14 protein-coding genes are annotated in these 14704 nt (G+C 63.7%); 6 read left to right on the top strand and 8 right to left on the bottom strand.

What is annotated here, in order from left to right:
* The 4 genes from pheT to rpmI all read right to left on the bottom strand — a co-directional run bounded on the left by pheT (nucleotide 1) and on the right by rpmI (nucleotide 4359).
* Nucleotides 1-2421: a phenylalanine--tRNA ligase subunit beta gene (pheT, locus tag MGN01_RS13775; protein WP_147047236.1), complete on the bottom strand. Its 2421-nt coding sequence runs from the start codon at nucleotides 2419-2421 to the stop codon at nucleotides 1-3.
* 71 nt (nucleotides 2422-2492) lie between these two features.
* Nucleotides 2493-3575 carry a phenylalanine--tRNA ligase subunit alpha gene (gene pheS / locus MGN01_RS13770; RefSeq protein ID WP_147047234.1) on the bottom strand — a complete coding sequence of 361 codons (1083 nt, stop codon included), beginning with the start codon at nucleotides 3573-3575 and terminating at the stop codon, nucleotides 2493-2495.
* Nucleotides 3576-3707: 132 nt separating this feature from the next.
* Nucleotides 3708-4085 carry a 50S ribosomal protein L20 gene (gene rplT, locus MGN01_RS13765; RefSeq protein ID WP_147047232.1) on the bottom strand — a complete coding sequence of 126 codons (378 nt, stop codon included), beginning with the start codon at nucleotides 4083-4085 and terminating at the stop codon, nucleotides 3708-3710.
* 70 nt (nucleotides 4086-4155) lie between these two features.
* Nucleotides 4156-4359 (bottom strand): 50S ribosomal protein L35, encoded by a 204-nt coding sequence (gene rpmI / locus MGN01_RS13760; RefSeq protein WP_147047230.1) that lies wholly within the window; start codon nucleotides 4357-4359, stop codon nucleotides 4156-4158.
* A gap of 465 nt (nucleotides 4360-4824) precedes the next feature.
* On the opposite strand from rpmI, the gene MGN01_RS13755 reads away from it, so the two are divergent.
* Together MGN01_RS13755 and MGN01_RS13750 are read left to right on the top strand one after the other, a co-directional pair.
* The gene (locus tag MGN01_RS13755) at nucleotides 4825-5958 is read left to right on the top strand and encodes a glycosyltransferase family 4 protein (RefSeq protein ID WP_147047228.1); all 1134 of its coding nucleotides are present in this window, start codon (nucleotides 4825-4827) and stop codon (nucleotides 5956-5958) included.
* 147 nt (nucleotides 5959-6105) lie between these two features.
* The gene (locus MGN01_RS13750) at nucleotides 6106-8448 is read left to right on the top strand and encodes an amylo-alpha-1,6-glucosidase (RefSeq protein WP_147047227.1); all 2343 of its coding nucleotides are present in this window, start codon (nucleotides 6106-6108) and stop codon (nucleotides 8446-8448) included.
* A 198-nt stretch (nucleotides 8449-8646) separates the two neighbouring features.
* Here the strand turns inward: MGN01_RS13750 and infC are convergent, their stop codons facing one another.
* Together infC and MGN01_RS13740 are read right to left on the bottom strand one after the other, a co-directional pair.
* Nucleotides 8647-9168, bottom strand: coding sequence for a translation initiation factor IF-3 (infC, locus tag MGN01_RS13745; protein WP_238258133.1), 522 nt, complete (start codon nucleotides 9166-9168; stop codon nucleotides 8647-8649).
* Between the two features lie 196 nt (nucleotides 9169-9364).
* Entirely contained in the window at nucleotides 9365-10579 is a 1215-nt protein-coding gene (locus MGN01_RS13740; RefSeq protein WP_147047223.1) for a glycosyltransferase family 4 protein, read from the bottom strand.
* A 187-nt stretch (nucleotides 10580-10766) separates the two neighbouring features.
* Here MGN01_RS13740 and MGN01_RS13735 point away from each other — a divergent pair, with 187 nt between their 5' ends.
* Complete coding sequence (locus tag MGN01_RS13735) at nucleotides 10767-11567, top strand: alpha/beta hydrolase (protein WP_147047221.1); 801 nt, start codon at nucleotides 10767-10769, stop codon at nucleotides 11565-11567.
* 19 nt (nucleotides 11568-11586) lie between these two features.
* Here the strand turns inward: MGN01_RS13735 and MGN01_RS13730 are convergent, their stop codons facing one another.
* Nucleotides 11587-11856, bottom strand: coding sequence for a BQ00720 family protein (locus tag MGN01_RS13730; RefSeq protein ID WP_147047219.1), 270 nt, complete (start codon nucleotides 11854-11856; stop codon nucleotides 11587-11589).
* 101 nt (nucleotides 11857-11957) lie between these two features.
* Nucleotides 11958-12389, bottom strand: a complete 432-nt coding sequence (locus tag MGN01_RS13725; RefSeq protein ID WP_147047294.1) for an Hsp20 family protein — start codon at nucleotides 12387-12389, stop codon at nucleotides 11958-11960.
* Between the two features lie 414 nt (nucleotides 12390-12803).
* Here MGN01_RS13725 and MGN01_RS13720 point away from each other — a divergent pair, with 414 nt between their 5' ends.
* The 3 genes from MGN01_RS13720 to cpaB all read left to right on the top strand — a co-directional run bounded on the left by MGN01_RS13720 (nucleotide 12804) and on the right by cpaB (nucleotide 14704).
* The gene (locus tag MGN01_RS13720) at nucleotides 12804-12974 is read left to right on the top strand and encodes a Flp family type IVb pilin (protein ID WP_147047217.1); all 171 of its coding nucleotides are present in this window, start codon (nucleotides 12804-12806) and stop codon (nucleotides 12972-12974) included.
* Between the two features lie 160 nt (nucleotides 12975-13134).
* Nucleotides 13135-13641, top strand: a complete 507-nt coding sequence (locus tag MGN01_RS13715) for an A24 family peptidase (protein ID WP_147047215.1) — start codon at nucleotides 13135-13137, stop codon at nucleotides 13639-13641.
* Nucleotides 13642-13915: 274 nt separating this feature from the next.
* Nucleotides 13916-14704 carry a Flp pilus assembly protein CpaB gene (gene cpaB, locus MGN01_RS13710; RefSeq protein WP_147047213.1) on the top strand — a complete coding sequence of 263 codons (789 nt, stop codon included), beginning with the start codon at nucleotides 13916-13918 and terminating at the stop codon, nucleotides 14702-14704.

The raw sequence follows: 14704 nt of genomic DNA, 5'->3' as shown, positions 1-14704 counted from the left end.
TCAGGCGCGCAGGGTCGCCCCGGTCTTCTTGGCGACCTCGGCGACGATCTTGGCGCTCACCGCCTCGATCTCTGCATCGGTGAGCGTGCGCTCGACCGGCTGCAACCGCACGGCCACAGCGATGGACTTGGACTCCTCGGGGATGCCGACGCCCTCGTAGATGTCGAACACCTCGACACCCGTGATGAGCTTGCGCTCCGCCCCCTGCGCGGCGCGGATCACGTCGGCGGCGGCCACGTCGCGGCCGACCACGAAGGCGAAGTCGCGCGAGACCGCCTGCAGGTCCGACAGCGCCAGCGCCGGCTTGACCTTGGTCGGCTTGTATTTCGGCAGCGGCAGCGCGTCGAGGGTGATCTCGAAGGCGACCAGCGCGCCCTTGAGGTCGAGCGCCTTCATCGCCTTCGGATGGATCTCGCCGAACCAGCCGACGGGATTCTTCGGTCCAAACTGAAGCGTGCCCGAGCGGCCGGGATGCAGCCATTCCGGGCCTCCGGCGACGATCTGCAGGCCACCGGTCTGAATGCCCAAAGCCGTCAGCAGCGCCAGCGCATCGGCCTTCGCCTCAAAGGCATCGACGACGGGCATCGTGCCGCTCCAGTGCCGGCCGGCGCCCGCGTGACGGGCGCTTCCGCGCCTGACCGCGGCGGCACGGATGCTCTGGCCCTCGGGCTGGTCCGTCTCGAAGCACTGGCCGACCTCGAACAGGGCGACGTCACCGTAGCCGCGATCGGCATTGGCCTGGGCACTGCGCAGAAGGCCAGGGACGAGACTCGGGCGCATGTCCGAGAGGTCGGATGCGATCGGGTTGGCCAGCGCGAGATCTGTTCCACCCCCGTTGAAGAGCTTGGCATCCTCGTGCCGAATGAAGGACCAGGTCACGGCTTCGAGGAGGCCGCGGCTCGCGAGCGCGCGCTTGGCGCTGCGTGTGCGGCGCTGGAGCACCGTAAGCTTCGGCCCGACGGTGCCCGTCTCGGAGCGCAGCAACGGCTTCGGCTCGATCCGGTCGAGGCCAGCGATGCGAATGATCTCCTCAACGAGGTCGGCCTTGCCCTCGACGTCAGGGCGCCAAGACGGGGTAAGCACCTTCACGCGATCGCCGCTGCCGGCGACGTGGAAGCCGAGCGATTCCAGCGTCACCTTCATCTCGGCCCGCGACAGCTCGATCCCGGCCAGGCGCCGGACCTCTGTCCAGGGGAAGTCGATGACGTGGTCGGTCTCGGGCGGCTCGCCGGCTATGCTGGGCTGGCTCGCGGTGCCACCGCAGATGTCGAGAACGAGTCGCGTCGCCGCGTCGAGGCCCGGCAGGGTGAAGGCCGGATCAACGCCGCGCTCGAAGCGGTAGCGGGCATCGGTGATGACGCCGAGACGGCGGCCGGTCCGGGCGATGTTGCGCGGGTTCCAGAGAGCGGACTCGATCAGCACGTCGGTGGTGTCCGCGTCGCAGCCCGAGGCCTCGCCGCCGATGATACCGCCGATCGACTCGACGCCGTTTTGGTCCGCGATCACGACGGTCTCGGCATCGAGCCGGTAGGTGCGGCCGTCGAGCGCCTTCAACTCCTCGCCCTCGCGGGCCAGTCGCACGGTCAGGCCGCCGGCTACCTTCTTCGCGTCGAAGACGTGCAGCGGCCGGCCACGGTCGAAGGTCAGATAGTTGGTAATGTCGACGAGCGCGTTGATTGGGCGCAGGCCGATGGCCCGAAGCCTCGCCTGCATCCAGTCCGGCGACGGCCCGTTCGTCACGCCGCGCACGAGGCGCAGCGTGAAGTAGGGGCAGAGATCGCGGTTTTCACCGAGCTCGATGGCGAGCGGCACCGGGCAGGCGCCCTCGCCGCGCAGTTGCTGGAAGGACTCCTGCTTTAGTGTGCCGATCCCGGTCGCAGCGAGGTCGCGGGCGATGCCGTGGATCGAGGCGCAGTCGGAGCGGTTCGGGGTCAGGTTGATCTCGATGACCGGATCGTCGAGGCCGGCATAGAGGGCGTAGGCCATGCCGATTGGCGCGTCCGCCGGCAGATCGAGGATGCCGTCATGATCGTCGCCGAGGCCGAGTTCAGCACCCGAGCAGAGCATTCCGCGGCTCTCGACGCCGCGGATGGTACCGACCGACAACGTGATGTTCTTGCCCGGGACGTATGTACCGGGCGGCGCGAACACAGACTTCATGCCCGCCCGCGCGTTCGGCGCGCCGCAAACCACCTGCAGGGGCGCCCCATCGCCAGCATCGACCATGCAGACACGCAGGCGGTCGGCATTCGGGTGCTGTTCGGCGCTGATGACATTCGCGATGACGTAGGGCTTCAGCGCAGCCGCCTTGTCCTCGATACCTTCGACTTCGAGACCGATCCGGGTCAGCGTATCGGCGATGGCCTCGAGCGACGCCTCGGTATCGAGGTGTTCCTTGAGCCAGGATAGGGTGAATTTCATCGGTGCAGTCCTTCGCGGACGCCAAGGCGTTCCGCCGGGGTCTCAGCCCCGGCCCGTGAGACGATCGTGGCTTAGGCTGTCAGTCCGCCGACCAGGCTCGGCACGTCGAGCGGCCGGAAGCCGTAATGCTCGATCCAGCGCATATCCGCCTCGAAGAACGGACGCAGGTCCGGCATGCCGTATTTGAGCATGGCGAGCCGGTCGATGCCCATGCCGAAGGCGAAGCCCTGGAACTGATCGGGGTCGAGTCCGCAGTTCTTCAGCACGTTTGGGTGGACCATTCCGCAACCAAGCACCTCCAGCCAGTCCGTACCCTCGCCGAAGCGGATCTCGCCGCCCTTGCGCGTGCACTGGATGTCGACCTCGGCCGAGGGCTCGGTGAAGGGGAAGAACGAGGGGCGAAAGCGCATTCCGACGCTGTCGACCTCGAAGAAGGCGCGGGCGAAGCTCTCCAGCACCCATTTCAGGTTGGCGATGTTGGCTTGGCGATCGATAACCAGCCCTTCGACCTGATGGAACATCGGCGTGTGTGTCTGGTCGGAATCGTGCCGGTAGGTGCGACCCGGGATGATGACGCGGATCGGCGGCTCGACCGAGCGCATCGTGCGGATCTGGACAGGCGAGGTGTGCGTGCGCAGCACTTTGCGGCGGCCGAGATGGTCCGGCGCCAGAAAGAAGGTGTCGTGCATCTCCCTGGCCGGATGGCCCTCGGGGAAATTCAGCGCAGTGAAGTTGTACTCGTCCGTCTCGATGTCCGGTCCTTCGGCGACCGAGAAGCCGAGATCGGCGAAAATCGCGGTGATTTCGTCGATGACCTGACTGATCGGATGAATGCGCCCGCGGGCTTCCGGCGCCTCGCGCAGCGGAAGCGTGACGTCGATGCGCTCCGAGGCGAGACGGGCTTCGAGGGCGGCGCCCTGCAGCGCCTCGCGGCGCGTGCCGAGGGCGGTGGTGACGCGATCGCGCAGGCCATTGATGAGCGGGCCGCGCTCCTTGCGCTCCTCCGGCGTCATCGTGCCAAGCGTCTTCAAGAGCTCGGAGACGCTGCCCTTCTTGCCGAGCGCAGAAACGCGCAAGGCTTCGAGGGCGGCTTCGTCAGCGGCGGTGTCAATCTGGCCGAGCAGGTCGCGTTCGAGGGTTTCGAGATCGATCATCGCTTGTCCAAGAGCGGCGGCGGCGCGCGCTGCTTTCGCGCTTTGCGTGAAGTCGCGCAAGCGCGGCGAAAAAAGAAGGCGCGGCGCTGTCGAGCGCCGCGCCTTGTCAGGTCTGAGAACTCCGCAGGGAGTTCAGGCTGCCTTCTTGGTCTCGGCCGGGAGCGCCGCCTTGGCCTTCTCGACGATGGCGGCGAAGCTCGCCGGCTCGTGGATGGCGATCTCGGACAGTGCCTTACGGTCGACCTGGATGCCGGCCAATGCGAGAGCGTTGATGAAACGCGAATACGTCAGGCCATGCTCGCGGACCGCAGCGTTGAGGCGCTGGATCCAGAGAGCGCGGAAGGTGCGCTTCTTATTCTTACGGTCGCGATAGGCATACTGCATGCCCTTCTCGACCGCCTGCTTGGCGATACGGATCGTATTCTTGCGGCGGCCGTAATAGCCCTTGGCGGCCTTCAGTACTTTCTTGTGCTTTGCGTGACTGGTCACGCCGCGTTTGACGCGGGCCATGGGAGATCTCCTGGGATTCTAAAAAACAGACTCGACTGAGGTGAAGAGAGACGTTCTCGCCGGAAAGCGCTCAGCGCTGGTTCGGCAAAAAGTACTTCTTCACGTTCACGGCATCGCCCTCGAACAGGGTCGTCGTGCCGCGCAGGTTGCGGATCTGCTTCTTGGTCCGCTTGATCATCCCGTGGCGCTTGCCGGCCTGGGCGTACATTACCTTGCCGGTGCCGGTGATCTTGAAGCGCTTCTTGGCGCCCGATTTGGTCTTCAGCTTGGGCATTTGGCTCTCCTGGCGCAAAAGCATGCCGACCGGTGTGTCCGGCATTCCTGCGCGAATGATGCTTCGGGAAGCAACGGCAACCGCCACGGCAGCCCTATCGGCCGGGCGGTTCGACGCGGGGCGGCTTATGACAGAAAGATCGCGGGGTTTCAACGCGGATCGGACAGCGATCCGTTGCCGGCTCGATCCGCTCGTGCCTGACCGGTCAATGTCAGGTAGCTGCGCACAACCGCCGGTTGCGGTCCCGTAGTGCTAGGCTTCGGGCCTGTCCCGACCAGCTTCGCTCGCCCTCGCAAACGTCGTTCGGAGGTTGGGCACCCACTCACTCACCACCGAAATCCACACCGAACGGCCAAGCCTGCGGAACCATAAATCTCAGCCTACCGTTTCGTTCATGTTCGGCTCAGGCCTCGTGCGTACATTCCCCCCCAACTCATCGTTTCGTCCTGTCAAGGAGACGTTTTCGTGCGCATCGCAATGGTTGCCCCGCTCGCTGAGGCTGTCCCGCCCAAGTTCTACGGCGGTACCGAGCGTGTTGTTTCTTGGATCACAGAAGAGCTGGTCCGTCAGGGCCATGACGTGACGCTATTCGCCAGCGGCGATTCCGAGACCTCGGCCAAGCTCGCAGCTTGCCATCCGGAGGGCCTGCGCCTTCTCGGCTACCGTGATCATACTGCGGGTCACCTCGCAATGCTGCATCACGTCCATCGCCGGGCTCACGAGTTCGACATCATCCACTTCCACATCGATCTCTTGCAGTATCCGATGTTCGAGGATCTGTATCATAAGACCCTCACCACCATGCATGGTCGCCTCGACGTGCCGGACTTCATGCCGGTCTACAAGACCTTTACTGGCATGCCTCTGGTGTCGATCTCGGACAACCAGCGGACTCCGATGCCGGAGGATTCCAACTGGCTGGCTACCATCCACCATGGCCTGCCGAAGGAGAACTGCCCATACTATCCGGAGTCGAAGGGCGGCTATCTCGCCTTCCTCGGCCGCATCTCCCCGGAGAAGCGTCCGGACCGCGCCATCGAGATGGCTAAGCGTTCGGGGATCCCTCTGAAGATCGCGGCGAAGGTCGACAAGGCGGACCAGGATTACTGGGATGACGTGATCGAGCCGATGATCCACGATCCGCTGATCGAGTATATTGGCGAGATCAACGAGGAGCAGAAGAAGGACTTCCTCGGCAACGCGCTTGCTCTCGCCTTCCCGATCGACTGGCCGGAGCCCTTTGGCCTTGTCATGATCGAGGCGATGTCCGCCGGCACGCCAGTGATCGCCTTCCGCAACGGGTCTGTTCCTGAGGTGATCAAGGACGGAGTGAGCGGCTTCGTGGTCGACAACATGGATCAGGCTGTCGAGGCTTGCCTGAAGGCCAAGGACCTGCCCCGTGCCGGCGTGCGCAAGCATTTCGAGAGCCAGTTCACCGCCGAGGTGATGGTGAAGAAGTACGTTGCTGCCTACGAGCAACTCCTGGCCAGCCGCGGCAACGTCGTCGATCTGCCGACCGCGGGCAGCTTCACCCCGCATCACGGCGAGGTGAACGGTTCGCCCCGTCCCTCGATCAACGTGGCGGCTCTTCCTGCCTGATGAATTCATCGGCGCCGGCCCCTCGCCGGCGCCGATTTATCGCCTAACTGACGTGTCCGAACTGGGCCGCCGTTTAATATCGGCGGCCTTTATGATTCGCGCTTCAGCGCGGACAGTCCGGTATCATCGCAGCAAAGGGTACTCGGCATGGCAGCAGACGAGGCAGCGGCGAAGGCTCAGGTCGTCGCGGATGACGACACCACGACCAAACCGGTCCTCGGCTTCCAGGACGCCGACGAAGCGCTCCCGCAGTATCACATCGAGGCGCAGACCTCGCTCGTCGAGCGGCCACTGCGGTCGCTCAAGTACGGCGAAGCCTTCGCCGTCCTCGATACCCACGGCGACATTGGTGTCTTCGCCGGCCCCGAGGGAATTTATTTCCAGGACACGCGCTACCTGTCGCGCCTCGCCTTCACCGTGGAGGATCAGCGGCCGCTGATCTTGTCATCCGTGATGCAGGACGACAACGGCGCGCTCAGCGTCGACATGACGACGCCGGACATCCGGATTGATGCCCAGGACGAGACCTCGATCCCGCGCGAACTTATTGCGATTGAACGCACCAAGTTCCTGTTCAAGGGCACCTGCTACGACCGGATCGGCCTGCGCAACTACGATACGCGCCGCAGGACCCTGAAGATCAGCGTGACCTTTGACGCCGATTTCCGGGACCTCTTCGAGGTGCGCGGCACCAATCGCACCCGGTTCGGCAAGCGCTCGGTCCAGGTGGCGAACGAGAACACGGTGCAGTTCCGCTACGTCGGCCTCGATGAGATTGTCCGTAGTACCTCCCTGCATTTCGGCCCGACACCGAAGCGTATCGAGCCGGGCCGCGCCGAGTTCGAGGTGACGATGAACCCGGGTGAGCACACCTCGATGTTCATCCGCGTCGTTTGCGACTCTCACCGCGCCTTCACCAGTGTGCCGACCGAGCAGCGCGCCGGCGAGGACGCCGCCGCCGCCCTCTCGCGCGCAGCGGGTAGCTCCGGCGGCGAGCGCGCAACCAGGGGCCTATCCGAGGGACGCATCTTCGCTCGCGCCTATCGCGACAACCGCCGCGACCAGCGCCAGCTCACAGCCGGCATCACCACGATCATTTCGTCGAACGACCAGTTCAACGAGTCCCTCTGCCGGGCAACCGCCGATCTCTACATGCTCGCGAGCCGTACGCAGGAGGGAATCTATCCCTTCGCCGGCATCCCCTGGTACTCCACGGTGTTCGGGCGCGACGGCATCATCACGGCGATGATGGCGCTGTGGATCGACCCGAATTTCGGCAAGGGCGTGCTGCGCTTCCTCGCCGCCACGCAGGCCAAGGCCGTCGATCCTGCCGCTGATGCCCAGCCCGGCAAGGTGCTTCACGAGACACGACGTGGCGAGATGGCCATGCTCGGCGAGGTCCCGTTCCGGCACTATTACGGCACCATCGACGGCACGCCGCTTTTTGTGATGTTGGCTGCCGAGTATTACGCCGTTACTGGCGACCTGGACACGATCAAGCATATCTGGCCAGCTCTCAAGCTCGCGCTCGATTGGATCGACACTTACGGCGACCGGGATGGAGACGGCTTCGTGGAATACATCCGCGAGACCGAGAACGGCCTCGCCAACCAGGGCTGGAAGGACAGCCACGACTCAATCTTCCATGCCGATGGCAGCATGGCCAAGGCGCCGATCGCGCTCTGCGAGGTGCAGGGCTACGTCTACGCTGCCAAAAAAGGTGCCGCGAAGCTCGCAGTGCTGACGGGCCATTCCGAGCTCGCGATCAAGCTCGAGAAGCAGGCCTACGCCTTGCGTGAAGCCTTCGACAAGGCGTTCTGGAACGACGACATCGGTACCTACGTCCTCGCGCTCGACGGCGACAAGCGGCAATGCGCCGTGCGCTCCTCGAATGCGGGTCACGCCCTGTTCACCGGCATTGCGAAGCCCGAGCGTGCGCAGCAGGTAGCCGACCAACTCCTCTGCAACGATGGCTACAATGGCTGGGGCATCCGCACGATCGCCAAGGGCGAGGCGCGCTACAACCCGATGTCGTATCACAACGGTTCAATCTGGCCCCACGACAACGCCATGATCGCCATGGGCTTTGCCCGTTACGAATTGAAGCCCGAGGCCACCCGCGTCTTCCAGGGCCTGTTCGATACCTCCCTCTATCAGGACCAGAAGCGTCTGCCGGAGCTGTTCTGCGGCTTCATGCGCCGCCGTCAGCGCGGCCCGGTGAACTACCCCGTCGCCTGCTCGCCGCAGGCCTGGGCGGCGGCGACGCCCTTCGCGCTGCTCGCCTCCTGCCTCGGCCTGGAAATCGTGCACGACAAGAACCGCATCCGCCTGCGCAACCCGATGCTGCCGCACTTCCTCGACGCGGTCACGCTGTACAACCTGAAGCTCGGCAACTCGCGCGTGGATCTGCGCGTGCACCGGCACGGCGACGACGTCACCGTCGCGGTGGAGCGCCGGACGGGTGACGTGCAAATCTCACTGTTGAAGTGATCGCAATTGCCTTCATTCCGGCTGCGCGAAGCGCAGCCCTGAATCGACCTGTCACACTGTAGTGATCAGTGCTCAGTCGTGGTTTCCGGGTTTCGCCAAGGCGAGCCCCGGAACGACTTGGGAGCACCGGACACGAAAACGCCGCCTCGTTCGGAGGCGGCGAAAACGTCGACCGACTGGATTGCGCGAGCGATGGGCTCAGCGCGGGGCCAGGATCATGATCATCTGACGGCCTTCGAGCATCGGTTCGCTCTCGACCTTGGCGATCTCGGCCGTCTCGGATTTCACCCGCTCCAAGAGGCGAAGGCCGATGTCTTGGTGCGCCATCTCGCGACCGCGGAAGCGCAGGGTCACCTTGACCTTGTCGCCCTCTTCGAAGAACCGATGCACGGACTTCATCTTCGTATCGTAGTCGTGCTTGTCGATGCCGGGGCGGAGCTTGATCTCCTTGACCTCGACCGTCTTCTGCCGCTTGCGGGCTTCGTTCTGCTTCTTCTGCTCAAGGAAGCGGAACCGCCCGTAGTCAAGGAACTTGCAGACGGGAGGAACGGAGTTCGGAGCGATCTCGACCAGATCGAGACCGACTTCCTCTGCCATCTCGAGCGCTTCGAAAAAGGGAACGACGCCCTTGTTCTGTCCGTCCTGGTCGATGAGCTGAACCTCACGGACGCCACGGATGTCTCGGTTGGCGCGCGGCCCGTCCTTCTGCGGGGCCGGCATGGCTCTCATAGGTCTACGAATGGCTTTGATCTCCTGAAAAACGACAAAACGGCAGCCTTGAATCCGCCCCTGGGCAGGTCCCGGCCACCATGTGAACCAGCTAGGCCGGTTTACAGCACCTTGGCAAAACCTTCAGACAAGTCAACTCGAAGAGACTGTTTCGGTTCATGCCGCACCTTCGGCACGCTCGACAGCCTTAACGCTGAAGCAGTCCTCGATACACGTCGAGGGTATTCGCGATCATGGTCTCGAGCGAGAAATGCGTCTCGACATGCGCCCGTGCTCGTAGCGCCAGAGCGTCCCGGGCACTGGCACCGAGTGCGAGAAGCTCGCCGAGCGCCTCCGCGAGGGCAGCTGGATCGTTGGGCGGCACCCGCCATCCGGTGCGTCGGAAGGCCTCCGTCTCCGGCGGTGCCAGTACTGTCTCCGGGACAGCTCCGATACCGGTGACGACCACCGGCGTCCCGAGTGCCTGGGCCTCAACCGCTGAGCGTCCGAAGGCCTCGGGCTCCACGGAGGGGACGGCGACCACGGAGGCCGCGCGGAAGGCAGCCGGCATGTCGGTGCAATGGCCGACCCGGCGCACGACGCCCTCAAGGCCGCGCGCTGCGACCAGGGCATCGAGTTCGCGCTCGTAGCCTGTGCGCCCCTGCGCATCGCCCGCCAGCACCACTGCAAAGTCCTTGAAACCACGGTTGCGCAGCAAGGCGGCCGCCTCGATGAGCACCCGTTGGCCCTTCCATGCTGTCAGCCGTGCGGCCAGCAGGATGATCTGCTCGTGAGAGGATACGCCCCAGTTCCGGCGCAACGCCTCGACCCGTGTCGCCGTGACGGCGCCAGCGTTGAAAACGGAGAGATCCGTTCCGCGATGGATCACCCGGATTCGGTCTCTCGCCTGATCAGGATGCCGCGCCTGGATCAAATCCGCCGTGTAGTGCGAGTTGGCGATGACAACGTCGCCGCGTGCCATCACCGAGTTGTACAGCACCTTCACGCTGCTCACGCCGGAATAGCTGCCATGATAGGTCGTCACGAAGGGCACCCGGAGCTGACGTGCGGCACCGAGCGCGACCCAAGCCGGTGCGCGGGAGCGCGCGTGGATTAGGCTCACACCCTCCCGCCGGCACAGCTTGGCCAGCTTAAACACGTTGAGCGCCATCGTCGCCGGGTTCTTGGCATCTGCCGGAAACGGAAGCCAAACGCCGCCCTTGGCCTGCAGCTCGCCGACCAGCCGGCCTTCCTTTGTTGCGACAAGCGCCCGTCCCCCCGCTGCGGCGATCGCCTCGGCGATATCGACCGTCGTGCGCTCCGCGCCGCCCGCATCGAGGCTCGGGATGATTTGGAGGATGGTGAGGCCGGCGAGCGGTGCAGCCTCACTTGGGAAGGTGCCGGTGCGGTTCGGCTCATTCATCGCGAACAAATCCCGGCCGACCAGCATCGATCATGCCAGGGTCGGCCGCTCCACAGGCTGCGCTAGGCCAGCCGAACATTTTGTTTTCGATCATTGCCTCAAGATCGCGCGGGCGCTTTAGGTTTCCGTAAACGAAGCCGGCATGTCCTGAGACATGGCAGCGGTTGATCGCAAGGACCGATACGACATGGCGCAAGACAACGCGATCAACGGCCCGGACGACGATCTGCCGGTCGCGACGATCACAGTCGGTGCTGGCGCGCAGCAGCGGGAGATCGCCTTACGTGTCCGCTCGGGCGATGGTCGCCCGATCGTTTGGCTCGGCGGCTTCCGCTCCGACATGCGCGCGACGAAGGCCAGGGCACTCGATGCCTGGGCAGAGCGCCACGGGCGTCCGTTGGTCCGGTTCGATTACACGGGTCACGGTGAATCGAGCGGCGCCTTCGTCAACGCCGTCATCTCGACCTGGGTTGAGGATGCTGTTGCGGTCATCGAACGGTTTGCGGATGACCGTCCAATTCTCGTTGGGTCATCCATGGGGGGCTGGGTAACAGCCCTGGCTGTCCGCGAAAGGTTTCGTCAGGGCCATGGGCATCCAGCTGGAATCGTACTGATCGCGCCAGCGCTTGATTTCACGCATGATCTGATGTGGGAAGCTTTTCCCGCTGAGGTGCGGGCGGAGATCGAACAGCGCGGCGTGTGGTATCGCGACACGTCCTACTCTCCAGAGCCCACTCCCGTGACGCGCGCCCTGATCGAAGACGGCCGACGCAATCGCTTGCTCACCGACGCACTGGATCTAGGCTGCCCCGTCCATATCCTGCAGGGAATGAACGACCCGGACGTGCCGTATACCCACGCCCTGAAGACTATCGACCGACTTCCGGCAAAGGGCACTATTCTGACGCTCATCAAGGACGGCGATCACCGCCTCTCCCGCCCGCAGGACATCGAACTCATCCTGCGAACGGTAGAAGCGATTGCCTGATGGCCGCTCATGGCGGACGTCAGTGCAGGCTCACGGTGTGAAGGTCATGCGCCATGGCATTGGCCAGGGCGACATCGCGGGAATCAGCCAGAAGGATCGGGGCGCCGCTTGCCGAGAGCAGGGCGTACAGATCTAGGCCTGGCGTCAACTCCGGGGCCTGCGGGAAGAACTGGCGAACCTCGTCCGAGCGGATCGGGCGGACATATGCGATCTGGCCTTCGCCCAGCGAGGCAAACTCGGACGGATCGAACTGCGGGACAGCAGTCGATGAGGTGTCGAACTCGGTCATGATGGCCCTCCAAGTGGCAGAGCGTTCTCCGGGATGTGGTCCCGCCTCAGTGCGGCGACAACTCCGGATGGGTAAACGATCGTTCCGTAAGGTGTGCTCCATCACACATCCTTGGCCGCGATCGTAATCTTGCGAATAACGCGCTCGGGTTCTGGCCGAGCGAGGTCGATGGACAACAGGCCGTTCGACAGGTCGGCACCCAGCACCTCCATCCCATCGGCGAGAAGGAAAGCTCGCTGAAATTGGCGGGCGGCGATGCCGCGATGCAAGAATTGACGCGACTTGTCGTCAATCTGGCGGCCTCGAACCACGAGCTGGTTCTCTTCCAACATGACGTCGAGCTGGTCTCGCGTGAAGCCAGCCACTGCGAGCGTGATGCGTAACCGTTCCGGCTCGCACTCCGTGCGACCGACACGCTCGATGTTGTAGGGCGGATAACCGTCGTTAGCGGCTTTCGACACACGGTCGAGCGCCTGCTCGATCTCGTCGAAGCCCAGAAGGAAGGGATGCCCGAACGGAGAAGGCCGTGTCATCGTCTCGCGCGAACCTTTCGAAGCCCAAGGACAGCCCGGTTCGGAGATGTCCTGACAGGCACTTCGTGGATCAGGAAACCCGCCGCGGCAGCGCTTCCGGCAGCGATCGCTCGCCGCACAAAACGATATGGAGGTTGCGGGAAGGCTGTTCAAGCCACGCTCGCGCCAAAGCGGCGTCATGAACGGCATAGGGAAGCATCGTCTAGCAACGGTACTCGTCGAGACGACAAATGCAGATTGTCACAATCCCAATAACCTTTGCTTCACCATTCACGTGAAACGCGGGCTGACGATCCGGTTTCGCCGAACCATTTAACGCTATCGCAACGCCCCGAGAGCAGATTGGGCAAGCCGAGGGTCGAACAACAGATCTCCGACAGCAACCGCGCAAGCTGCTAGACCAGGAATACAGCTATGAAGACAATCATGAAGCGTTTTTTCGCCGACGAGTCCGGCGCGACCGCCATCGAATACGGCTTGATCGCTGCTCTCATCGCAGTGGCGATCATTGCCGGCGCCAAGGCCGTTGGCACCAACCTGAATACCCAGTTTGGCAACATCGCTACGAAAGTTGCGGCTCCGTAGGGTTACTCGCCGACAACGCTCTTTCGCTTGGGGGCGTCCGGCTGCTTGGCAGCTATGTGCTCCACAGCAGTCATGACGAAAGGATCGCTCCCGATAGCGGTCCTTTCGCGCGTTTCCAGTGCGCCGCCTCGAAAACTAAAACAGCGAGGGTTGTACGATCATGGGCTGGGTCGGCCTCCTCATCGTCTTTCCGTTTCTCATGGCCTATGCGGCATCGAGCGATTTGCTGACAATGCTCATCCCAAATTGGATATCCCTCGCCTTGGTCGCTGCCTTTGCGGCAGTCGTAGGCGTTTCCGGGTTGAGTTGGACCGAAATCGGCTGGCACGTCGGTGCCGCGATGCTGACGCTGACCATTACCTTCGCCCTATTCGCCTTTGGCGTGATCGGCGGTGGCGACGCCAAGCTAGCGGCCGCTACCACTCTATGGATCGGCATCGGCAACATGATGGACTACTTGCTCGTCGCCTCCGTCCTCGGCGGCGGATTGACGATTCTCCTGCTGATGGTTCGCGCCCACCCGCTGCCTTCGCTGCTCCGGTCTCTTCCCTTCGCCAGGCATCTCCACAACAAGGAGACGGGCGTACCCTACGGCATCGCTCTCGCTGCAGCAGGTCTCGCAGTCGTTCCTCAGACGGAATTATGGTCGAATGTGTGTGGTTTCTGACGCCTTGGCTGACGGTATCCTGACCATCATGATACTGAGCGCCCGGCTTCGTGTGCCTGAGTTACAAGTCAGCAATTAATATGACAACTATAGGTTGATGCTCCAGTGTAGCGGAATGCCTCCTGGCTGGTTCGAAGGATCGAACTGATCCCTGGTGCACGGACGGGACGATGCGAGAACCCAATGGTCACCAGCAATTAACCGTAATTTGAGGAATCCGACCTAAGCCTGACGTCTGAACGGTGATCGCACCGTTGTCAGGACTCTAGCTCCGATGAAACCAGCGCGTCTCGCCGTTCTCGCCATAGCGCTCGTCGCGGGCGGCGGTGCTGCCTACTTGATGAGCGGGGATGACGCGCCTCCCCCCTCTCCGCCCGCAGCGCAGGCCCCGGCCCTGCCAACGACGGACGTGCTCGTAGCGGCTGCCGACATGCCGATGGGCCAGACGCTGAAGCCGGAAGACCTGCGCTGGCAGCGTTGGCCCGACCAAGCGCTTGCACCTGGCTACATCACGCGTGCAAATGCTCCGAAAGCTCTCGAGGAGACGGCCGGGTCAATGACCCGGGCGACTTTCATTGCCAACGAGCCGATCAGATCCGAGAAGCTGGTCAAGGCCGGCAGCGGCTTCATGTCGGCAATCCTGCCGGCGGGTATGCGCGCCGTCGCGGTCGAGATCCAGCGGGGTGGATCGACCTCAGCGGGTGGCTTCGTGCTGCCGAATGATCACGTCGACGTCATCAGCATCGGCAAAGGTTCAGCCGGCATCAATGGCGAGCCGATAGCGCAGACCATCCTCACCGACATCCGCGTTCTCGCTGTCGGCCAAGTCGTTCAGGAGCGCAATGGCGAGACTGTCGTGACCGGCGACAACGCCACTCTGGCCCTGACACCTGCTCAGGCGGAGATCGTCTCCCTCGCGCAGAAGACCGGCGCGATCTCCCTCGCTCTGCGCAGCATCCAGGACACGGGCAAGACTGTGGAGACGGCTTCGGCGGAGACTGCCCCGGAGGCTGGTCTCACAATCGTGCGCTTCGGCGTCGCCCAACAGCAGCCGCGTCGCTGA

The organism is Methylobacterium gnaphalii, assembly GCF_007992215.1.
Taxonomy (GTDB): domain Bacteria; phylum Pseudomonadota; class Alphaproteobacteria; order Rhizobiales; family Beijerinckiaceae; genus Methylobacterium; species Methylobacterium gnaphalii.
Note: the sequence above shows the minus strand (reverse complement) of the source record. Positions and strands in the feature narration are given on the sequence as shown.